Genomic DNA, 22,317 nt, shown 5'->3' with positions numbered 1-22,317 from the left:
CATGAAGCCCCCTTATTTAATATCTTCCCATAAGTAAACCTTTCCTTTTAGTCCGGTACACAGTGATTCAAGTTTCTTTTTTCTATAAGGAGTTTTCGTCACCCATATCAGAGCAAACTGTGAATTAATTGTGGACAGTTTTTTATATCTATTTATCTTATCAACATTCTTCTTCATGGATTGTTGATAATCGACTTCGACAAAGTGGTGTATTTTATTGGAGATGAATGCGGAATCTGCAACTATAGATAGTTTGGTATCCGGGATCGATATTTTGATTTCATTCTTCCAGGATGACGGACGGTTCATATGAATATATAGATCATTTCGCATTAGATAGTGATGGATCATCGCTGTTTTCTTCCGAACTTTTTCGGATTGCACCACTTCGCGGCCAATTGCATTAAGATAATAAATTTTCTTCCGGTCCTCAGTAAAATGAGAAATATATTCTTCCATGCTACTTAATAATCGCTGAGCGTTTCGAGTTTGACCAAGATTGTGCATTTTCTGTAACTGCTCTCTTGATAAGTAATCACATTTCTTCAAGCTCAAAAGTATTTCCTCGATGCGTTGTTGGTTCTTCAATGATGGCATCCTCCTTCCTAGCTTTGATAACGATATGAGGTTTAATGATTTTCTCGATTGTTTTATTTTCAATAAATGGAGTCTGTATGATCTGTACACCATCTGGTGTCTTATAAATGGCCCGCCCTGGAACTGGTAATGATTCAGCTCCGGACTCATCAAGGACCACTCGTGAAGCAACTGCATCACGCAATTTATAAGTAATGACCGTATCACAATTCTGTTTGATCTGTTTGTTCATAACGTCTGCCGTAGGGTATTGGCTGCAGTAAATGAGGCGATATCCTAGCCCTGCTCCAATACGAGCTATTTCCGAGAGCGCTTCTTCACATTGCCGCGCTTTTTCCTTTTCTTCTTTCCCTGTGAGGATGTTTGGCGAGATTTGTGCTGCTTCATCAACAATAATGAAATGTCTAAGATCAATCCCAGCTTCTTTAATGTCTTCGCATCCATTTTTATCGAACCATCCTTTCATCTGCTCCATTTCCTTTTTTACCTGCTTCAAAGCAACCAAGGCGCTATCTAAGTCCGTAGCAACCATTTCTACTTGCTTCGCATTCTTGAATCTTGAGAAGGCAAGACCTCCTTTTAAATCAATTAGAGTGAGCTTTGTGTTATCTGGGTTTTGGTTTATCAACGAAGTGATAAGGAGCTTAAGAAAAACGGTTTTCCCCTTCCTGGTTGCCCCAGCTAGTGTGATATGGCCACGCTCCATGTCATGATGTAGAAAACCATATCTTGATTCTCCCAAAGGAATTTCCCAGTCGATACATTGACCAAGCATAGCTTCTTCGAAATATATTTGGTTAGGCATGTGTCGATCCAGTACCTTGATATGAAGCATACCGTCATAACTAAGCTCAATATCCTTATCAGATACATAACGATACTTAAAGATTTGCTTTATTTGCTGTAAAAGATTTTCTTTGAAATCAATTTGTAAAAATGCTTGCAAATCAATAGGATTCTTCCTGTTGTTTAGCCCATCCCTTAGATGTTCAGTTCTCTTCTTAAAATCAGCGAGAGATAAGCCTAGTGGTATTCGGTAAATGTATTCCATTCCCCAATCGCGCTTTTTCTTTCTATACAATTGCATAGCTTTGATCTCCTTCCCCTCTTTCACGTAGAGGCCACAATTAAAAGCAATCTTCTTAATCTTTTCTCCATCATCCAATTGTGATGTTTTCAAATAGCTCATTCCAACCAATCCAGCAGCAACAGAAGTAGAGAGAATTTCAAACAGCATTTCTTCACCTCGTTTATTATTTATAATAAATAGCTTCACCGTAAACGAATTCTAAAAGAAGTGTTCAATCTGTTGATATGACTAAACTTGTAAGATTCACTTACATGTTCGCTAGGTGTATTTGAGAATGAATATGTAAGACGAATAGTATTGTGAAGCTGTTTCTGTATTGATAAATGTATATTAAGGGTGATGTTTGTCCTAAAACAATTATTTTTAAAGGACAAACAGTTTTTTTGTTGAACATTAAATACAGGTGATGATATGGAGACGAAATTACAAATGATCTTAAAAGAAAACGGAATTAAACAGGGGTTTATTGCTAAAAAGGCAGGTATCTCACAAGGAACTTTCAGTTTAATTGTAAGGGGAAAATCAGTGCCTACTTTACCTGTAGCTTTAAAGATTGGCCGTACTTTGAATAAGAGTGTAGAAGAATTATGGGGATATCTTGTGGACGCGAAGGAGTTTTAAAAGGGGAAATAAGCCCATCTCGATTAGAGAAGGGCTTTTACACTACACATTTACGAATTTCCTTAAAAATCTCCTGTATTTGACAATCGACTTACTTTTTCATTAACTTTAGCCTGTATACTCTCTCCAATACCCTTGATTAATTCAATTTTTTGGTTAATCGACCAATTTTCATTAGCGATATCATTACCATAACTATCTATAATATTCGGAATAGATTCTAGCGCAACCATTAAAACCACTTTTGCAGTTAATTCTTCGGGTGGGTCCATAAAATAGTCCCCTAAGTAATTTTCAAAATTTATGTCAATAGATCCACTTAGCTTTAAAAAAAGCTCTATCGTATGACTTTTATACTCTATAACAGGCTTTACATATGTGACTTCTTCGTTTTCAAAAAGAAATGCAAGGGTACTTAGTGCATTCATAATTCGGTTTCCGGATCCAATTACTTCGGCCAACTGATCATGTGATGACCCCTTGAACCCAACAATCTTTTTTATAACTAGATGTGAGGACTCATCGATAGACTCATTAGTAGAGTTTAACACTTTAGAAATCATCCAGATAAAGAAATCCTCAGTTATTTGAAAGGGGTTACTTTTAATTTCTCCTTGACTAGTATAATTATTTATTTTCCTTAAAACAGTTTTTGTAGTGTCATTATTAGGTTTATTAGTAATATATTGCGTTCTTACATTATCAGAATAAACAATTATGTAACCTGCTATTGAGTGTATTCTGGAGGAACGCATTTCATTGGATTCTTCTCCCGTTCTAACTCTTTCATATTCATAATTTATTATATTGTAATTAATTTCTGCGCCATTTAACTCTATTACTTTATTATTTTCAAAAGCCTTCGTAATATTGTAACGTAAATCTTCATCAGTTAATGGATCTGTAACTGATATGTTCCATTCTTCGTAATTCAGCATATTTGATATTATTTCTTCCATAGATTTTTCTGTATTATCTGACCACCTAGATAAAGACATGCTCAATTCCCCTTTATTTCTATTTTCAATCCTTGAAATTTAACTCTTCTTAGAGGATTTCTATTTCCCTTTGTTAACTCAGGGATAATCTCAATTGAATTTTTTTCTTCAGGGTTGCCATTACCAATTAAATCAATAGCTATTTCCTTGGTTTGATTGATTTCTTTTTGTTGATTGAACATTTTTTGCAAATCTAAAACATATTGATTCTGCTCATCTAGTGAGGTCAAATAAGGTCGGCCCTTTATTTGCATATCTAACCAATCAGGATAATTTAACACCATTTCACCAGGAATGTTTTTCCTTTTACCTTTAGCTGTAATTTCTAATATTATTTGTTTGTTTTCATTATGTTTTATCTTTACATTTTTAAGTTTATCTTCAGTATAAAACAATTTAATTTCAATTGTTGTTTTTAAAGAAGAATAAAAATACATGAATGTAGATGCAATTATTGAAAAAATAAAATTATAAATACCCAAATCCATAAACCATAGGAGTTTATCATTTTGTGAATTAATGAACTTTTCTGCAAGTGATATTTCAAAATAGAGAGGAATTACTGTGAAAATAAGAACTATCAGATTTTTCAAATAATTTTTAAATTCTTTTTGTATATCTTTTTTTAATTCTGTCATGATAAGTAATTATCTAAAACTTTCTCAATAATATCTTCGAAAATTAAATTCAATTTATTACCCATTATCAATCCGTTTGAATAAACAGTATAATGGATTTTGTTATAATATAATTCAATATTAAAAATATCTATAGAGTTATTATCTAGAGCCCATTTTAAGAGTTCCTTTAAATTTATAAATTGCAAACGATCTTTTCTAATTTTTAACACGAAATTTTTTACATCTATTTTTAAATTTTCGTCTGTATTATCTGTGAAGTTTATACCTAATATGTACCCTTCGTTCATAATAACCGCATTTAGTATTTCTATCATTAGTTCTGAATTAATGATTACTTGTTTATAACTTTTGGCTTTCATTCTTAATATAACTTCATGATATTTTTCTACATCTGGATTATAGGATTCCATGCAAATATTCAGTTTATCATTAGAATACTTACGGAATATTTTTCCATATTCATCCATAAAAAAACTCCTCTAAAAATCTATAGTATATTACTTAAAAAAATGCCTATTCCAACTTGTAAAGTATACTACCCCAATGATTTATTTTAAACCTAATTTGCTAAATTAATTTATTCTACAACAAACTTATTTATCCTTTTTTCTGAATTCTTTATTTTATATTAACAGATATACGTTGCCCCTCTCAACTAAGAGAAGGGCTCTTTTTATGCAAATTATCTATTTAAACAAGGACTTCATTATCCTCTTTACTTATTACATGTAGCGTCCTCGGTTTCCCTTCCTCCCAATCAATTAGCCCTTTGTCCCTTAGCTTAACTAAATGACCTGAGACTGTGCTAGATGATTTCAAGCCCACTTCTTTTCCGATATCTCTAATTGAAGGTGGATATCCTTTATTTGAAAGATGATTTTTGATTGTGTCAAATATACTCTGTTGTCTAGTTGTAAGATTATTAAGCATGATTTACTCCTTTTCTTATCCGTGGTTTAGCAGCTGATAAAATGTTGGATTTTATAAATAATCTTGGTTGCCTTTTCTTAAGACAATAAGCACGAATGAACTTCTCATCTATCCCCTTTACGATAATTAGACGATCTGTAACGACTCCCTTGTTATTCATATACATAATTTCTACAGGTATTTGCTTTTCTAGTGACGCAATGAATAATCCCAACATTTTACCAACTCCTTTATTACCATCATTTTATACGAACGTTCGTTTGTTTTCAAGTTGTTTTCGAACATTTGTTTGTATATAATAATAAAAAAGGAGATGATTATTTGATAAGAAATGAAATTTTAAAGAAGACGGTGTTAGAGGAGCAAGTATATAAACAAATCGGTATTGCAGTAATGGAATCCCTCAACTACACTTTGCCCGTTCGTATTACCTATTGGAAGGCTGATAAACTAGTCAATAATATAGGTATTGTTAGCAAAGTAGATAGGCAAATGAAGTATTTAATACTGGATTTACTAAGCGGGGACATTAAGATTGAACTCGATTGTGTAGTAGCTGTAGAAAGGTATAACCATGACTAGGATTCCTGAGAATGACAGAGAAATTATAGAAACAGCTTTGTATTTACCAATGCTGCTTAAAATACTGGAACGAGATAAAGTTTTGATTGAACAAGGATCTTTTAAAATAAAATCACCCTATGTGGATATAGTTGAGAATGCAATTGTGACTGTACGGAAAGATTTAAAAAATGCCGAGGACCATTTACATAAGGAAAAAATTAAACTAGCAGAAATTAAAAGAGATGCTGATTTCACGATGTACTCATTTATATACAAAGGCGTCGAAGAACATCATAATTATTTCAATCCGCGATTGAGGAATAGAACTGAGGAATTGTTAAGGTTATATTTGCAGAAAGATTCAACAGGATAAGCCCCTCTCGATTAAGAGAAGGGCTCCTTGTTTGTCTTATTTTTGTTTCGTTCTTGCGTGTACTGACAGGCACGTTATTATGATTACCAACTATATTAGCTTTATACACAAAAAATTCACCCCTCTCAATTAAGAGAAGGGCTTAAGCATATGGATCACAGGGGTATTTATTATTTACCCCATTCTACAAAGAAACAAACATTAATTGAGTAAGATTTTTTATTTTTTATCTTCTTTTTCAATCTCCTGTAGCCTTGCTTCAAGCGCCTTTATATCATTTGTATTATTGCCAATTAACTTTAAAAAATTACTTCGTAGACGATTAATAACAACCGCAGCTTCTTCCCTCGTTATTGTTGCCCCAGGTCTTGTTCCATCAAAGTAACCATTTGCTACAGCCTCTTCCCAATTCTTTTCAGCCCAAGGACTTACTTTGTTAATATCTCGTTCTACCACTTTTGATTCCTCCATTGGTACTGGCATTTTCTTAACTGGCAAACTCAAATATTTTGCGACTCCTCTCGCGTATGCAGCAGCCATATCCTTGATGAAATTATTATTCTTTAGCAATTCAGCATCTTTTGAGTCAATATAAGCAATTTCAGTTAATACTGCAGGCATATTAGTTTGACGAACAACAGCTAAATTTCCTTGTTTGTTGTCTATACCATGAGCACCTAATCCGTACTTTTTAGCAGTAGCAAGAGCTTCAGCATTAACACTCTCTTGTAATTTCACTGAACCTGAACTTGGCTTTGTGTATATATAAGACTCATATCCAGTACCACCACCAGCATTCACGTGATTGGAGATAAATACATCTGAACCGTCTCTATTTGCAATGTTGGCGCGTTCTGATAGTTCTATGAAGATATCTGTTGTCCTTGTAAGAGTCGTTTCATGCCCTGTATAATTTTCATCAAGATACTTTTTCATTTCTTTTGAGATATCCAGAGTGAGATTTTTCTCTAGCAATCCATTTCCAACTGCACCCGAATCTTTTCCACCGTGGCCTGAATCAATTTTAATTTTTTTCATCTTTATCACCTCATATTTTTATTTGTATGCATTAAAAAAGCCATCCGTGTGGACAGCTTATTTTCCTTCCCTCTTTTGAAATATTGCTAAAGCCTTTTTAATTGGTTCAGGCATATCCACACCTAATCGGGCACTATTTTCGCTAAGCGACACAATTTCGTTTAATATGAACATTACTGTCACTGCATCAGGAATAACTTGTCCTGCTTCTAAGCCTTGTTCGCCTAAGATTAAATAGATAAGGTTAGCAATGACAATCCAAACCCACATGAGCCCTTTCTTGATGATGCCTTGAAAGCCCCGTTTACTATTGATATCCCCCCAGGATGCAGCCATTCCAGTTATGAAGTCTAAAAAATTCAAAATTAAAAGGACAGTCAACAAAAGCGACCATCCCCCAATTAACCATGATAAAAAACCAAACGCTGTTGAAAAAATAGCTTTCTCCATGTTTCACCTCTTTTTCTCAAAATAAAAAGAGCCCTAGAAAAGGACTCTTACTAAACAAAACATTTATTGTTTTTCATTCTTTTCTTCGCTAAAATCTAAAGCCACCATTCCTGGTTTTATTAATTCAACGTCACCAACTACAGGAGCATTTTTGTGATTTTTTTCAGCAAATAAAGATCCAATAATATACCCATTGATTACAAGGGTAGTTACCGATACAAAACTAAATATGATTCTTTCAAAATAATCCTCGATATAAAAGGAATCCAAATCTAAAATCGGAAATATATAGCCTATAACTAATAAAATTAAACCAATCCGTAATAACCAAGTTTGCTTATATCGCTCTAATGATCCTGGTAACTGTTTTCCGAAAACAGGAAATTGAAATGTGTCTGTAACAATAAAACTGGCAATCCCTAACAGAATACCAGCAGAAAGTTGAAAAATGTTTGCGAACAATTCAAACTCCTCCAAACCTCATTATATTATGAAGGAGATTACTATAATTTTCAACAATGGGTAAGAATTTAACCATCGCTTTGTTATGCCACAACAACTTCATCCTATTAGTAATAATTACTCCTGTAAATGCACTATTTTATTGAGAATTATTGACTAATAGATGATTCCTCAATTCACATCGTGTCCATATATTCCGATTCCGTAATATATAGACGATTTAAATAACCCGGACAATTAATTGACCGGGTTTTTCCTTGCTTATTTTTTCGTGAAACTACTAGACAGTTTCCACCAACTAAGACACAAACAAAATAATAATTAACATATAAAAAACTAAACCTAAGATTAATGAAACTACTTTAATCCACATTTTTTCTTTAACTATTAATATAAAAATAGTGGCGATGATCATCCAAATCCACTTTGATACATTGAATTTTAGAGACTTTATAAACTCAAGTTCAGGTAATATAGCAATGGTTAAAAACAGTAATATTCCTACTGTTAATGAATAAAATAATATGTTCAAAGCCTTCAAATTTTACACTCTCACTTCTTTTATAAAATAATAAATAGTATATCAAATAATTTTATAAAAATGAGAGCGTAAAAAATACACCTTACTCAGTAGGTGCTTCCTCTGGTACTATCGGAGTTTCAACTTTCGGTTTTGGAAGTTCCCAATCAGGATTCTTAATCTTCATCGTCTCCACATATTCATCTTCAGTAATGTATGCTTTGTCATACGCTTCTTTAATCTGCCAATCATAATACTTTGTGGCTGCATGTTCCTTAACAGATGCGTGATACTCGACAGGAACTCCACCATCAAATTTTCTGGCTCCATAGATGTACACGTTTTGTGCGTATGATGTTGTCATAAAAGATAGTATAGCCATTTGTTACATACCTCCTGCAATATGTTCCATGAATTCTAGTAGTAGAGTACTGGTTTCTTCTTGTTGCTGCTTAAGTGTTTCTAACTTCTTCGCTTGGTCTGTTTCGCCTCTTAGTTTTTCAACTTCTCTATCGAATTCATCTTGTGTTTTTCCTAATTCGTCTAGTACACGTTGTAGTAATTCTTCCATATTAGATTCCACCTGCTTTCATGCGAACAAGCATATCGTATATCAACTTGGAATATACACTTACCGTGGTAGCAATATCACTCTGCTTATTCGCAATATCCTTAACCGCACTTGGCAGTGATCCAGCCCAACTAACAGGAACAGAAACAGAATTCGTGGTTAATTTTTCTTTATCTAGAGCGATGTAGGTTACTGTGTATTCTGATGCTGGATCGAAGTCTGCTTGTGGAATGTATATTCGAATATTGTTTTTGTAAGATGAGTCCACACCAATAAGCCATTTAGTATCTCGTTGACCATTTTTATACAATCCAACAATTCTTAATGGTGTATTTTTAAAGTGTGTTGTAGGCATGGAAATATAATTCAAAAGATAATTAACACCATTTATTACAGGCGTAACCTTCTCCCGCACAATAACCCCACTACCAACCTCGATCTGAGTCAGCCCATTAACCGCAATATCACCCTCGACTAAGTGATTTACAACTTCCGTAACAGGAGTAGCTAAAACATACGACAATTTATAAGGCGTGTAATTAGGTGCCATATTCGTCTTCACATAAGCAAGAGTCTGCGTTGGTGCATCCGAACCGTCTACGATAGATTTCCATGCAGTAGGCTTACCATTAGCATCAACAGTCTTCACTTGCCAGCCGTTGAAGTAGGCTTTGATTTCATCAGATGTTGGTGCCACAGATTCTGTAAATCCAGTATCAGTATTAGAAACGGTAATAACTAAACTACTTGCCCCTGTATAAGAGTTATCCGATGATGTTGTGTCACCGATTAATCCATTAAGAACTGAACCATTATACTTGCTCAGTTTAAATTGATTACTTGACGCAATGATGTTAGTTGGATTAGTAAATGCGAACGCCTTGAATCCTGTTTTATTCGCGCTAAAAGCCCACGGCAAACTCCCATCCAATATTACGTCAAGTGTTGTTTCACGTCTGACTTTCCAATCCCCATTATCGTACATTAAAATATCTTTTTTATCGCCAATTTGTCCTAGCTTGACGTTAGCAAAAAGATAAGATGGATTTCTTGGGACATGTGGCTTGGCTGTTGATCCTAGTGTGAGCATTGGATCTTTAAAGGTACATTTTATTCCGGAGTCAACCGCCCGGAAGGTTACCTCAGTTATCTCGCTAGTTGCTGTGAAAGTGACAAACTGTTCACCCGTTAAAATGATTTTAGTTATTTCAATTCCGTTTTTATCCCGAACATAAATTCTTACTGCACCATTAGAAATAGAATTAACTTTAAATGTGTAAACTTGATTCTTTATAGTTGGAAGTTTCATAAACTTAATTTCTTGATTCGCAGATGGATTTGTAAATTCTACTTCATACGGTGCTTTAACACTTGCGCTGGCGCTAATAATATCAGCTTCATAAAAAGCCGGGAATAGATTCGCACCTTCAGCCATTACATAAACGCCCTGCAAATGCTTCGTACCTTCAACTCGTGGATAACGAGATAAAACAGTGTTTTCATCATAATTCACGAGTAATTTGTCGTACTCCGATTTATCAACTTCGAAAAGAGGTACCCGTGGGTCGTGTAGAATAGCTTCGGGTTTTAGTTCGATTTCGAGCTCTACCATATCGGTTGATATCGTCGAAGGGACAACCATACCCGGACTACTTTCTCCTGCTGGTTCAGCATAGGCTAGGAAGTGGACGAAACCGTCTACACTAATAACTACGTTTATGTCCGCTTGAGTCGACACTGGTCTTGTTATTTTCGTGATGTTCGGAGAAGAGCTTGAAATGTTCCCATACCATTTCATTGCATCATTACTCCACATTGCTACTGTTGCCTTATTCCCACCAACACTACTACCAAATCCATGCCAGTTAGCAGACAACTTCGCGATATTATCTTTCAACCACTGCACCTTATAAGTAATCGTCAATCTAGGGATACGTCCGATTTGGCGTTCGATTTCTTGAATGATATCAAAGGAGAATAGTTGTTGAGCTATATTGTCTTTTATACCAGCGCTCATTGCCCTAGTGATTCCGTTTAATGATTGTATATCAGCGTAGCCATTAGAACCCGTTATTTCTTCAACAAATGCACCAGAAGAAGGTGTCAAAAGGGCTGAACCTTGTCCTCTTTTCGCAATATGCGGATTCTCCACCGCACTCCCCGAAATTTTAGACTCAAAATTAGCCACACGTATAATCGTAGGACGCTCTGCTTTTGCAGTAAATTTCGCTACACCAGTCGTAATAGTAGCATCTGCCCATTTCAGCTTCGTTCGTTTGTCGGCAAGGACGTAATAGCTACCAGGAGAAAGTACCGTGTTATGCATTGGAACTCTCGTACAACCTTCCACACGCACATCGAGTGGTGCGTTCTGGTCAGATTGCAGGACTTGTAAACCTTGTGTTAGGACTTGATCTCGGCGGTTAGTTTCGGCCAACTGTCTATTAGTTTCTTCTACTTTATCGTCTATTTTCTTTGCCATTCCTCTTGCGATTATATCTGCCATTATGCCACCGCCGTTCCTTTAATTGTTACATTCCCACCACTAATTGCTGATATACGAACACGGAATTTCTTTTGTCCTGTAATGGAAAAACTCCAAGATTCATTAGATCCACTTGTTTGCGTACCCATAGCGAAGTCATCATTTTTGACCCCTTGGATGGGTTTGAAAACTCCACTAGGTCCTGCTGCTTCAAATAAGATTGTTCGATTTGTTGATGTTCCGTAAATATCAATCGTTATATCTTTGAATGCCAACACTTCAAATTCATTTCCATTAGCCACGGTTATTGCGGCATTGTGGAAAGTAAAATCGAGAATTTTAAATTGTAGATCACCAAGCGTAATATCACCAGCTTGAAGAGTAACGCTCTGCCCACCTGTCAATTTAACTGGTAAAGGATTATTTTCTCCCGTGATTTCAAATTCTCCATCCTGCCCCTCATGTTGAGGAAGTGGCACCTCTACTCCATATAAATAAGTAAATAGTAAATCTTTTACTCTTTTCGGCATGATCTCACCTCTTTATTTTTTTGAAAAGAAGGTCATAAAAAATACACCTCATTGGGTGTTTTGGTTACTGCATATAATCTTCCTATTCCGTAATAACTTGCTCGTCCAAGATGGCTGTTTTATATGGTTCTGGCACGTCATCATTCGTTATTCGGTTCATTTCAATAAGGAACTTGTAACCTCTTAATTTTATTTCATTCATTATGCATTACCTCCGAATAAGATTAGTTCCCAAAGATCTGCTACTTGGTTTTTTAGATCCGCGATTTCTTCTGATTCTGTTTTAGGTTTTAATTCGGGATATTCAACAATCACACCATTTTCTAATTTGAACCAACCGCCATTCACACCGGGCGGCAAATGTTCCACCTCATATTCAATGTAATTGCCGTATGGATACGTAATCGCGTCCGTTATCAGACCGTCTTTTTGTACTTGTAAATAAAACTTCATTTCATTTACCCCCGTTATTTAATTGGTATAGTTGTAATTTTTTTATTAGTACTATTTGCTGCACCAGGAGATTTAGCTACTCCGAAGTTTACGAAATTTCCCTTCGATAAATCTCCGAATCCGCTATACTTATGGATATACTCTCCTAGTATGTCAGACTTAAAAACAGTCATATATGGAGATGAATCATGACCATACACTAGGTAAGGGGCGTTTCTTGCAAATGAAATGCCTTTACCTTCGCCCATAGGAATAATGGCTGGATTAGATAATCGGGTCAAACTTTCCCCTTCTACTTTAAACATGTACATGTATGGAGAACCTTCTGATGACACCGCTAAATACTGCCCATCGCTAGTCAATGAACAAGCGTTTCCAGCCCCGTTTATCGTCAACGGCGGTTTAGGTAACTTCTTAAACGAGTTACCGTCCCTTTTATACATTTCTAAATACGGCGAGAACCTGTGTACAACTACGAAAATACTACCATCCGGATAAGTTGCTACTCCCCAGCCCATTTGACCTGATCCAGAAGTCATCGCGTCTATATTAGTAACGCGTGTTAAAACACCGTCAATCCTATCGTACGCAAATAAGAAAGGTGAACTACTAAGTCCCACTATCAAAGTTTTTCCATCACCACTTAAAGACAAATCCCTTACTTGTGTCGTTGGGGTGTTAGCAACAGGGTCGCCTTTTCTAAATTCAGAACCAATAATGTTGTACACTTGCAAGTAGGGGGCGCTAGTTGTTCCTATAAAAACCTGCGAGCCATCCCCACTAAACTCTATCGCAAGTACACTACTAGTAACCGCATCAAAGGAATTTATCTCCTTAAATGTATCCCCATTAACTTCAAAAATTTTCAGAAAGGGTGACGAACTATAACCGACAAACATATACTTGTCGTCAATACTGAACTTAATAGCGTTTACGGTTTGGCTGGACACACCACTTATTACTGGTAGTTTGACAAGTTCATCGCCTATACGTTTGTGCGGTTGTAAGTTACTTGTGCCCATCGTGCCGTAAACGATTATAGACGCATCACTATTTATCCCTACACTATAAGTTGAGGCTGTCATCGTTACAACTGGATTCGGAAGCTTATACATATCGTCGAAACCGAAGTACCTCCGTGTTGTAACCAAATCACCTTTATTAATGTCATCAATATACGTGCCTATATATTCACCTTGTCCTTTAATCTTGCTTCCAGAACTACCTGTGTTAACTCTTCCAATAGCCATCTAAAACACCTGCCTAATCATCTTTAGATCACAGCTAATATTTTCGGTAGGCTTCGCCTCCGCATACAGTTGTACATACCCATTAAACGACTCGTTAGCTGATTTTAGATCGCTCGCTTTTTCTAAATCAGTAACTTTTATATTTACATCCACAACTGTATTTGCAAAGATATCCGTATCATTTAATTTATATTCGTACAGTTGAGTGGATTGATTAAGCAGCCATCCATTTGATGCAATGGTAATACCCTGTTTTACTTTGATGCGCTTCGCATCATCCGCCTGATGTTTAGCAAGATCTTGTTCAATATTCTCAACCTGAACATGAATGTTATTAAACTCAGTATCTATTTTATCCAAGTTCTGATTCGTAACTTTCACATCATAAAATTCATCTTGACCTGGTTTAGTGAGTTTAATATTAGGAGTTGTTGTCGGCATTAATTAAACACCTCATTTCTTAATTGTTCATGCGTATAGTTACTCAGTTGGCCGTGAGTGAATTTGCTTAACGCGCTATATTGATTGTATTTTAAGCTTAAATCAATGATTAAGTTTGCTGGCACTACCCTATCCAGTAGATTTTCAACAGCTTGGAAATTTGATTTTGCAGTCAAAGCTATACGAACTTTTAATATATAGTTGTTATGATCTAGCACTAACGAATAGCCATCTTCACCACAAAGATTAATGAGCTGCCTTGCGAGTGTTCGTAATGTATTGGGTAACTGCTCATTCATCCTAACTAATATCCGGAACTTTCTTTCATCAAGTGTATCCGTACCTTTTGGTGTGATTCTCATTAATTTTTCACGTCTTTGAACACCAACTAAAGTTGACGTGCTTACAAATTGATCATCTTTAAGTTGTTTTATAGCAGCTGATAATTCATTAATATCCTGCTTTTCAGCACGTGTCAGTATTTGATACTCTTTTATTTCTTGTAAAACGGGAGGGAGGTACTGTAATAATTCAATTTCTCTGTCCATTAACACCACCCCTTACAGGAATACTATCCGCATCCAGTATTATGTTCTGTTGAGCTCCATTAATTGTCGTATTCATGATATCGACGACTCCTGTTACATTTAGCAATCTTGTTTCTATTTGACTAATGCGGACCACAAGGTTATCAGATTTGGCCCATGTCTCGGCGAGCTCAGAAAAATAATCATCAATTACAGAAAAAAAAGATGATTCTACATCATCCCAAGTCCAGCCATCTTGTAATGTTACATCGGTGGCAATGTTTAATATCGCCTCCAAAACACCATCTACAGTGACTACATGACCAATTGGTGCTATTCCTACTCCTTCTCCTTGGTTTTCTAAAGGATCAATACCTGTTTGGACATCGGCAATGAGAGTTGCGCTTGGTTTATGGTAATCAGAATTAATGATGACCAGTTTAACAGTCCCCCCACCATTCCATGCTCGGTAGACCTTCACACCACCAACACCGGGAAGCTTATTCGTCTTTTCTTTATAATCAGCCGCATTCCCCCCAAAAGCTTGAGAATTGAAGCTATTAAAATATTTTCGTCTAAGGGATTCGTTATCGTCTCCATCTTCACCAGGAACTAATAACTCTGTTAATCTTGCGATGGTCAAACCGTCGATATACTCAACAGGAATCAAAGGTCCTAAAAAGGAATTTGAACCCACCCCTTCAGCTTCACATTCCAACTTATAGATTCCTTCACTAATTTTTTCTCTAACTACATAGTTAAAGTCTTCTAGAGAAAAACGAGATTCTATTGGAACATCCATGTTAAATTCACCCTTGAATATCGCGTGAGTAGCAGGATCTGGAGTAATTCCACGCTCCGCACATCGCCGAATCAAATACTCGTCTTCGGCCGTATCAGCAAACGTTTGATCATATGTGTAATCTATTTCAGCATACATATTACATACTTCAATAGCAGCTGGAGCTAAAGCATTCCAAATAATCGACCCTTCTCTCTTATCAACATCATCTGGGACCTCATCCAGCATTCTTTGCATAACAAGATCATACGTTATGTGCTCGTACATTAGATCTTCACCGTCCTTTCAGATTCAAAGTCGCCATATATGGTGTTAACGGTAAATGTAAGATGGATCGATTTCTTTTTCACATCAAAAGAAAAAGCATCAACCCCAAGAATCCTTTCATCCTGTGTTAATGCCTCGTATATTCTTCTTTTTAATTCGGGAATAACATATGATGTAGGTTCCCCATATAAATCATGCAATTCTATACCATAATTCCACGAATAGATAATATGCTCATAACGCTCTGTATTCAGTATTAAAAATACCGTTTGTTTAACTGCAGCTAAACCGTCCACATTACCAGCTACACGATTTTTGTTTAAATCTATCTCATATGTTTTGGTAGGTTGTTCTTCTATTTCAAAATCACTTTGCAAATCATTATTATCGTTAGGGATCATAATTATCACATCCGATCTAAGACAACGAACAATTGCCCTTTTTGTTGCCGTAAGAGTATTACATTTTCCCCTTCTTTAAGAGGTTGACCCTCTTTAATCCGAGCAGGGAGAATTAAATGGGCATCTTCTAAGGTTAGTTTTTGTTCTATATTGACCTTTAAAGGGCTAGCACTTACAACCTCACCAAACACTACAGCAACCGGCTTGGAATCCTCCACTACATTTAAAGCAATCTTTTTAATAAGATCCACTAAATTAGGCAATAAATTCACCGCCCCTAAGAGTCAAGTTCATAAAGTGCTCATCATCTCTATAAGAATGTTTTACTTTCTCAACTAACATATAGTTATTTGTTATTAAATCTCCGAGGTTTAATATTACTGCTATCAAACTACCGCCACGCACACGCCAATCTCCTAACGCATTGTTTATGGTTAGATTACGAGTTCTTTGATTGTACAGTTCTAAAAGGGCATTTGCTTTTACTTTCCCATTTACATTACCATCAATTTTCTCGAAGTATTGCAAGACACCCCATTTGTTCATGTTTGCGCCATGTTGAGCAATATAAATTTCACGTACACCTTTTTCTTTGTTTTCATAGGAAAGTTTGATTTTGTTATAGGTTTGCTCGTCGATAGATGACGAATAAGTAAAGTTCTCTCCGGTTTCTTCATCAATCAGAAGATCCAGTTTCATTTTACTGATATCTTTTAATGCTAGCTTTCCGAAGTCATCATAAAGAACATACATTTTCTTCTTGGTCATTAGGGTATCATCCAAGGCACTTTGTACAATATCAAATAACGTCTTGTTATCTTCTATTTTGGAAGCAATCTTATGCACAGTATTTTCAAGAGTACCAACGTTTAGAAGAAAATCATTTACGATCATTTTTACTACTTCATCGGCTCTCTTATTAGAGTAGACATACGTATCTTTATTTTTAAAATATCTAAGCTGATCGTAAGCTGTGACCTGTATATGCTGTTCTTTATCACGTTTTTTTGAAAAGACAAATCCATAAAAAATTTTCATCCCATTAATAATCAAACGGACAGCATTGCCTTCTTGAAAAGCTATTTCTTGATCCTTAACAACGGTGAATTTCAATATCCCGGGCGAACCCTTACGTTCAGTCTCCCATGTAATCTCGTCCTTCAAGATAGGCAGATATACATTAGAACCATTCTGAATGATTAGCTCCACATCATCTTGAGTGACTGTTCCAGAGTAATTTAATAATAAGTTTTCACGTGTTTGAATAGAGCTGCCGGTCACATAAGTAACTGTGCTAGTGATGGGCTTATTTGCTGCACTTGGTGTGCTTGATGCTCCAGTTGCACTCAGTGATGCCGTTGTCCCGTTTTCTATAAACCTAATAACTCCACATATTTTCGTTGTATTATAAGATATATTCCCTTTTATTACGCCTGTCTTGCTGTTTGCTGCATGAATAATGCCACCATCAGTATTAACGGCAGCAACATGGGTAATTTTATTCGACCTTGAAGTACCACTATCTGTATTATAGAAAATAATATCCCCTGGCCTAACTCCAATGGTGCTCAATACATTAGATGGTGAGGGGAGATTTTTACCGACCTTACTATAGCTGTTTGGATATAACAAAGAAAAACCTTTTGCATATACTTCTTCACTAGAAGTGTTGACGGCCCTACCGTTATCCTTATGCACAAGGGAGACGCCTGCAGATTGAAAAGCACGGTAGATAAAACTTGAACAATCAAAACTATTAGCTCCAAATCGGTTTGATTGACTATACGCTTTACCTAATTGCTGGTTCATATATTTTAATACTTGATCTATAATAGTTACTGATTTACCAGATGTTTTGGTTGCTGCTATTGATGTTTTATTGTCATACTGATTCAATGTATATTTTTGTATGGTACTAATTAACTTAGATGTATAATTAGTATCTTCCGCATATCCGGCCTGATAAACATATCTACATGCCATTTTATAATCAGTACAACCTATAAGATTCTTATATCGACTTTGCCTTAAAAATAATCCTGAATGATCAGATATGCTTTCTGACCATGAATTATACTTTCTATATCCATTATAAGATTTTCCGTTATAAGTACCTTTCATCCCAAATAAATTATTCGCTTTTTCAGCTAAATTACTACTACCAAACCCACTTTCAAGACAAGCTTGAGCTAAAGTTAGACTTGCTAATATACCCGTCCTTTCCATATCAGCAACAACGATTGGAGCAATTGTATTAATAAAATTACTTGTGCTCAATTCGTCACCTCATTTCTAACTTAACTTTATAATCTGTCCGGGATATATTTTGCTTGGATCACTTAATTTATTTAGTTTTGCTATCTCTTTATATTTATTGCCTTCACCTAGATACTTTTTGCAGATATTAAACAAAGAATCACCCTTTTGGACGGTGTATGTCTTTGCTGCAGGCTTATTTGTAGTGGGACGATTTGTGGCAGTTGTACTGACCGCTTTACTATTTGCCGTTGCTTCCTTTTTAATCACAAATTTTTTCGTGGAATACGATTTGAACTGTTTTAGCTTAAAAGATATTACAAGATCTAGTCCTTCCTCTGCATCCTCATCGATACTGTAATCTTCAAGAGATACAGTAAGATTTGTATCAAACAAATACTTCCCACTTGGAGATGTCCTTGTAACAATAAATTGAAACGGCTTCTGATTGATCTTCAGTTTTTCTATGAACTCTAAGTAATAAGCAGCGTCTTTAAATCCATCCTTATAGATTGCATATGGATAACGAAGTTGAGGAATCGTAGCTTTAAACTCAATTTCTGTTAATCCGGCAGCTTTCAAAATATTAACCTCACCATGATTGATGAGGTTAATCGTTTTGTTTTGATTCATGATAGACATGGTAATTCGCGATGGTGTAACCGGTAATGGAAGTTTATCTAAATAAAATACATAGGCCATTATAGGTGATCCCCTTCAGCAGCAATGCTCATTTTTTCGTATATAGCATCTTCTAAATGAGCAACCACACCATCAAGGTCCAGTTCACTGTTAATATTGTTTTGCATACCACTCATGTCGACTTTGATTTCAGCTGTAGTAAAACGGTTCACAACTTCTTGCTCTGCTAGATCACGAAGATATTTCAAATCCTCTTGTGATGCGTCTATGGATTTAGCCATCTTAGCTGTGTTTTCAGCCGTTTTCCCACCACTTTTGTCAATATTTTTTAAAGCGTCACCATCAAACCCTTTTTTCGCATTATCAAAGATACCATCGATATTAGTTTTAATTTGATCTTCAGCTGTATCCTTGCCTCCGAAAAGATTCGCACCCCAATTGTATCCAGTATCCCATGCACCTCTAACATTCTTCATTTCCATTTTTGGTGCTTCCCAATAGGTAGCTGGAGCTTCTCCTACCCAATCATTTATATTGGCTTTTACATTTCTTAACGTACCCGTAAAGGAATCAGTTTTACTCAACAATCCCCATTTACCAATGTCAAATCCAGGTATACTATTCAGAGCATCTATAAGTCCATTTATAGAACTAATTGCAATGTTTACAGCCCATACAAAGGCATTCGCAATATTCGTTGCTACATTATCCCATCCTGATGTCATAGCAATTCCCATATCAAGAACGTTGTTTGTTAAATTAGCAAAAAGGCGTTTTATTGCATATGTTCTGTTATCAGCTGCATTTACAATAAACTCAAAGAAAGATGAGAACATATTCCACCAATATGCTACTAGGTTGTAAATAACTGCACCAAGAACAGCAAAGGCCCCAGCTATCATCCCTGTCGCCGAGTAGGATTCTCCTGCAAAATGATTAACAGCAGCCACTGCAGCGTAAAAAATTGCAATTAAGGCGATAACTCCTATTAGTATCCATGTAATTGGACATGCATATAAAGCTGCATTCAAACCTTCTTGCGCTACAATCAATGCAAGAATTGCAGCCGTTTCAGCCCACGACACAGCTGTACGCCATATCTTTGCTGCAATGTCTTTCATAGTTGTTAGCCAAGCGATACCCATTGTCGCGTTATAAACGATTAGTGCCGCTATAGATCCCAAAATTACCGGCTCGATCATGGACCAGTTATCTACAAAAAATCCTACTACAGCACCAGCTACATTAATAATTCCACCAAGCACATCCATAACTACAGTTGCTGCATAGGCAAAACCAAACATTAACGCCTCTATGGTTGGCATATTTGAATTTATTGTATTGAAGAACTTAACGACTGCTGGATATACTTCATTTCCGACCTTCTGCTTTATCCCATCAAAATTATTGGCCATTTGGACGATTTGCCCTTGCGGAGTGTTTGCCAACGCTTCGGCTAATCCATCCCAAGATTCGCCAATAATATCAACAATAACTGCAACTCGTTCCATTTCTGTTCCGTTTTCTAGAATTTTCTTTTGAGCCTCTGATACATCAAATCCTTTCTTTCTTAATCCATCGAATTGACCGTCTAACGCCTTACCGAGTTGAGTTGCATATTCAACCATTCCTCTATCGTCAACGTTTATACCGCCCATCCCCGCTGCGTAATTAGCCATTGTATCCATCATAGCTTCAATTGCTTTTCCAGATTGCAAATAGGTTGCAAGTTCTCCGGCACCAGCCAAGAGAGATTCAGCGCCATAAGTTGTTTTACTTTCCACTTGAGCGGCCTTCTCTTTCAAGGATTCAAATTCAGATTGAGCAGCACCCATATTGCTCATTACAACCGCTAGCTGATTCTCGGCTGTATTTATTACATCTGCGGACCCTAACCAATCACTTATGATACCGGCTCCCTTTTTGATACCCTGAATACCAAGATAAGCACCAACTATCCCTTTGATTTTTCCAACTAAACCATCTGCGGCAGATTGTCCATTTCTAATATCATCATTTAACTGATTTTGAGCTGCATCAGCTTCCCTAATACCTCTTTCAATATCATTAAATGCTGTTTCTGCATGAGCAAGTTCTTGCCTTGCAGCTTGTATGCTGCTTGTATCAATTGCATTGCTCGAAGCATTTTGAAGTGATTCAAAACTATTTATGACAATACTCATTGCCCTATTAATACTTTGAAATGGTCCTGTCATTCCATCATAGACTTGAATAGCTGTTTTTATCGTCGCCATATTTTCACCTCGCTTTCTTTAATCTCGATCTTCTTTCAATTTCCACCTGAACCATAGAAGCATACAAGATTTGATTAGCAGTTTTATTTTTCAGCCTCTTGCCTAAAAACAATTCTTTTTTTAATTGCTTATTTGATTTCTTCATCAACTTTGGAAACATACCTTTTAATAACGGATAACCTTTATGATCTTTGTTTAAAAGCATCAATCCATCATTGGTTATACGTCCAGGTTCTTCAAACATTGGAATTTCCGGATCAGGCAAATAATCAATCTCCGTTATATAGGGAAGAAAACAGAACTTGACCGCCCATAATTCCTTGTTTATTACTTCTATATTTCGATTCAACTTTATACCCCATTTATCAGATTTAGTTATATTCACAGCTTGTATAGCTGCTCATAACAGGAAAGTTAAAAAGGCATTAAACTAAACCCAATTACGAGGGAAGTTTAATGCCTGATTTATAAGCCTTGCCATTAGTCTCTAATGCTGCTTTTATTTCAGTTTGATATGATTTTCAGTATTCATAGCCCTTCTAAATTCACAACATAAGTACATCCTCCTAATAAAAAAGAACAGAACAAGGAGATACTTAGCAGGGCCCATACTAATGGATTCTGAAGATCACTTTACTTTATTGAAAGTCTCTTTTGATTTTTCATCTTTTGTCTCTAACAAAAACAGGCCATTTCTATCCCAATCCTTAGCGGCAGGTAAAGCTTCTTTCGCTTTTTTTATAGAATCTTCCGAATCAAATTCATAAATCTTAACAGGACGATTATCATTTTCGAAGATAATGCCGTCCTTGGCTCCAATCAGGCTATACATAGGTTTTTTATCGACATCTATTTCAAAACCTTCTTGTTCAAATGCTTGTACGAATGTCTCCATACTCATTTTTGATTTGTTTCCGTCTACAGAAGAACTACAACCAGCAAGAATAATGATAAATAATAAACTAAATAAACTCTTTTTCATAAAATCTCCCCTATTTATTGATATAAATGTAGTATTTTTCTACACATTCAGGAGGTTTGTTCTAACTTTATATCTCATAATGTCAGCATATCCACCTTTCAATATGTTACTTAAATAATATAACAAAAGGGGAATATTTTACTAGGCTATTTTCTTTTTCTTCCTTTCTTT

General features: G+C 35.9%; 29 protein-coding genes. 3 read left to right on the top strand and 26 right to left on the bottom strand.

What is annotated here, in order from left to right:
• Positions 1-12: 12 nt before the first annotated feature.
• Entirely contained in the window at positions 13-588 is a 576-nt protein-coding gene (locus AC625_RS25525) for a replication-relaxation family protein (RefSeq protein ID WP_180320071.1), read from the bottom strand.
• Positions 536-1,834: an FtsK/SpoIIIE domain-containing protein gene (locus AC625_RS06765; protein WP_049680594.1), complete on the bottom strand. Its 1,299-nt coding sequence runs from the start codon at positions 1,832-1,834 to the stop codon at positions 536-538. Before AC625_RS06765 ends, AC625_RS25525 begins: the two co-directional genes overlap by 53 nt.
• 264 nt (positions 1,835-2,098) lie before the next feature.
• Between AC625_RS06765 and AC625_RS06760 the strand changes: the two genes are divergently transcribed.
• On the top strand, positions 2,099-2,308 hold the full coding sequence (locus tag AC625_RS06760; protein ID WP_049680593.1) for a helix-turn-helix transcriptional regulator: 210 nt from the start codon (positions 2,099-2,101) through the stop codon (positions 2,306-2,308).
• 62 nt (positions 2,309-2,370) lie between these two features.
• Here the strand turns inward: AC625_RS06760 and AC625_RS06755 are convergent, their stop codons facing one another.
• From AC625_RS06755 to AC625_RS06735, 5 genes are all read right to left on the bottom strand, one after another.
• Positions 2,371-3,306: a hypothetical protein gene (locus tag AC625_RS06755; RefSeq protein WP_049680592.1), complete on the bottom strand. Its 936-nt coding sequence runs from the start codon at positions 3,304-3,306 to the stop codon at positions 2,371-2,373.
• A 2-nt stretch (positions 3,307-3,308) separates the two neighbouring features.
• Positions 3,309-3,944, bottom strand: coding sequence for a hypothetical protein (locus tag AC625_RS06750; protein ID WP_049680591.1), 636 nt, complete (start codon positions 3,942-3,944; stop codon positions 3,309-3,311).
• Positions 3,941-4,414 carry a hypothetical protein gene (locus AC625_RS06745; RefSeq protein ID WP_049680590.1) on the bottom strand — a complete coding sequence of 158 codons (474 nt, stop codon included), beginning with the start codon at positions 4,412-4,414 and terminating at the stop codon, positions 3,941-3,943. Before AC625_RS06745 ends, AC625_RS06750 begins: the two co-directional genes overlap by 4 nt.
• A gap of 223 nt (positions 4,415-4,637) precedes the next feature.
• Positions 4,638-4,877 (bottom strand): LexA family protein, encoded by a 240-nt coding sequence (locus tag AC625_RS06740; protein ID WP_082190972.1) that lies wholly within the window; start codon positions 4,875-4,877, stop codon positions 4,638-4,640.
• On the bottom strand, positions 4,870-5,094 hold the full coding sequence (locus AC625_RS06735) for a hypothetical protein (RefSeq protein ID WP_049680589.1): 225 nt from the start codon (positions 5,092-5,094) through the stop codon (positions 4,870-4,872). Before AC625_RS06735 ends, AC625_RS06740 begins: the two co-directional genes overlap by 8 nt.
• A 104-nt stretch (positions 5,095-5,198) precedes the next feature.
• Here AC625_RS06735 and AC625_RS06730 point away from each other — a divergent pair, with 104 nt between their 5' ends.
• Entirely contained in the window at positions 5,199-5,459 is a 261-nt protein-coding gene (locus AC625_RS06730; RefSeq protein WP_049680588.1) for a YolD-like family protein, read from the top strand.
• Positions 5,452-5,814: a YhjD family protein gene (locus tag AC625_RS06725; RefSeq protein WP_049680587.1), complete on the top strand. Its 363-nt coding sequence runs from the start codon at positions 5,452-5,454 to the stop codon at positions 5,812-5,814. The genes AC625_RS06730 and AC625_RS06725 overlap by 8 nt, the downstream gene beginning before the upstream one ends.
• A 219-nt stretch (positions 5,815-6,033) precedes the next feature.
• On the opposite strand, the gene AC625_RS06720 is transcribed toward AC625_RS06725, so the two are convergent.
• From AC625_RS06720 to AC625_RS06625, 19 genes are all read right to left on the bottom strand, one after another.
• Complete coding sequence (locus AC625_RS06720; protein ID WP_053178021.1) at positions 6,034-6,852, bottom strand: N-acetylmuramoyl-L-alanine amidase family protein; 819 nt, start codon at positions 6,850-6,852, stop codon at positions 6,034-6,036.
• Positions 6,853-6,909: 57 nt separating this feature from the next.
• Entirely contained in the window at positions 6,910-7,302 is a 393-nt protein-coding gene (locus AC625_RS06715; protein WP_049680586.1) for a phage holin family protein, read from the bottom strand.
• Between the two features lie 63 nt (positions 7,303-7,365).
• Positions 7,366-7,764, bottom strand: coding sequence for a hypothetical protein (locus tag AC625_RS06710; protein WP_049680585.1), 399 nt, complete (start codon positions 7,762-7,764; stop codon positions 7,366-7,368).
• Between the two features lie 623 nt (positions 7,765-8,387).
• Positions 8,388-8,666, bottom strand: coding sequence for a hypothetical protein (locus tag AC625_RS06700; RefSeq protein WP_049680583.1), 279 nt, complete (start codon positions 8,664-8,666; stop codon positions 8,388-8,390).
• A gap of 3 nt (positions 8,667-8,669) precedes the next feature.
• Complete coding sequence (locus AC625_RS06695; RefSeq protein ID WP_049680582.1) at positions 8,670-8,855, bottom strand: hypothetical protein; 186 nt, start codon at positions 8,853-8,855, stop codon at positions 8,670-8,672.
• A gap of 1 nt (position 8,856) precedes the next feature.
• The gene (locus AC625_RS06690; RefSeq protein WP_049680581.1) at positions 8,857-11,361 is read right to left on the bottom strand and encodes a hypothetical protein; all 2,505 of its coding nucleotides are present in this window, start codon (positions 11,359-11,361) and stop codon (positions 8,857-8,859) included.
• A complete protein-coding gene (locus AC625_RS06685; protein ID WP_049680580.1) occupies positions 11,361-11,870 on the bottom strand; it encodes a hypothetical protein in 510 nt (169 codons plus the stop codon). Before AC625_RS06685 ends, AC625_RS06690 begins: the two co-directional genes overlap by 1 nt.
• A 201-nt stretch (positions 11,871-12,071) precedes the next feature.
• Entirely contained in the window at positions 12,072-12,323 is a 252-nt protein-coding gene (locus tag AC625_RS06680; RefSeq protein WP_049680579.1) for a hypothetical protein, read from the bottom strand.
• Positions 12,324-12,337: 14 nt separating this feature from the next.
• Positions 12,338-13,573, bottom strand: a complete 1,236-nt coding sequence (locus tag AC625_RS06675; protein ID WP_049680578.1) for a WD40 repeat domain-containing protein — start codon at positions 13,571-13,573, stop codon at positions 12,338-12,340.
• Positions 13,574-14,014 carry a hypothetical protein gene (locus tag AC625_RS06670; protein ID WP_049680577.1) on the bottom strand — a complete coding sequence of 147 codons (441 nt, stop codon included), beginning with the start codon at positions 14,012-14,014 and terminating at the stop codon, positions 13,574-13,576.
• A complete protein-coding gene (locus tag AC625_RS06665) occupies positions 14,014-14,562 on the bottom strand; it encodes a putative phage tail protein (protein WP_049680576.1) in 549 nt (182 codons plus the stop codon). The genes AC625_RS06670 and AC625_RS06665 overlap by 1 nt, the downstream gene beginning before the upstream one ends.
• Positions 14,546-15,610 (bottom strand): baseplate J/gp47 family protein, encoded by a 1,065-nt coding sequence (locus AC625_RS06660; RefSeq protein ID WP_049680575.1) that lies wholly within the window; start codon positions 15,608-15,610, stop codon positions 14,546-14,548. The genes AC625_RS06665 and AC625_RS06660 overlap by 17 nt, the downstream gene beginning before the upstream one ends.
• Positions 15,610-16,011: a DUF2634 domain-containing protein gene (locus AC625_RS06655; protein WP_049680574.1), complete on the bottom strand. Its 402-nt coding sequence runs from the start codon at positions 16,009-16,011 to the stop codon at positions 15,610-15,612. The genes AC625_RS06660 and AC625_RS06655 overlap by 1 nt, the downstream gene beginning before the upstream one ends.
• Positions 16,012-16,016: 5 nt before the next feature.
• Positions 16,017-16,274, bottom strand: coding sequence for a DUF2577 domain-containing protein (locus tag AC625_RS06650; protein WP_049680573.1), 258 nt, complete (start codon positions 16,272-16,274; stop codon positions 16,017-16,019).
• Positions 16,267-18,288, bottom strand: coding sequence for an XkdQ/YqbQ family protein (locus AC625_RS25520; RefSeq protein ID WP_082190970.1), 2,022 nt, complete (start codon positions 18,286-18,288; stop codon positions 16,267-16,269). Before AC625_RS25520 ends, AC625_RS06650 begins: the two co-directional genes overlap by 8 nt.
• Before the next feature lie 15 nt (positions 18,289-18,303).
• Positions 18,304-18,969 carry a LysM peptidoglycan-binding domain-containing protein gene (locus tag AC625_RS06640; protein WP_049680572.1) on the bottom strand — a complete coding sequence of 222 codons (666 nt, stop codon included), beginning with the start codon at positions 18,967-18,969 and terminating at the stop codon, positions 18,304-18,306.
• A complete protein-coding gene (locus AC625_RS06635; RefSeq protein WP_049680571.1) occupies positions 18,969-21,164 on the bottom strand; it encodes a phage tail tape measure protein in 2,196 nt (731 codons plus the stop codon). Before AC625_RS06635 ends, AC625_RS06640 begins: the two co-directional genes overlap by 1 nt.
• Positions 21,165-21,168: 4 nt before the next feature.
• Positions 21,169-21,513: a hypothetical protein gene (locus AC625_RS06630; RefSeq protein ID WP_049680570.1), complete on the bottom strand. Its 345-nt coding sequence runs from the start codon at positions 21,511-21,513 to the stop codon at positions 21,169-21,171.
• 279 nt (positions 21,514-21,792) lie between these two features.
• Positions 21,793-22,146 (bottom strand): lipoprotein, encoded by a 354-nt coding sequence (locus AC625_RS06625; RefSeq protein WP_049680569.1) that lies wholly within the window; start codon positions 22,144-22,146, stop codon positions 21,793-21,795.
• Positions 22,147-22,317: the final 171 nt, after the last annotated feature.

The sequence above is a fragment of the Peribacillus loiseleuriae genome (genome assembly GCF_001183985.1).
Taxonomy (GTDB): domain Bacteria; phylum Bacillota; class Bacilli; order Bacillales; family DSM-1321; genus Peribacillus; species Peribacillus loiseleuriae.
This window is presented reverse-complemented; position numbering and strand designations above follow the sequence as displayed.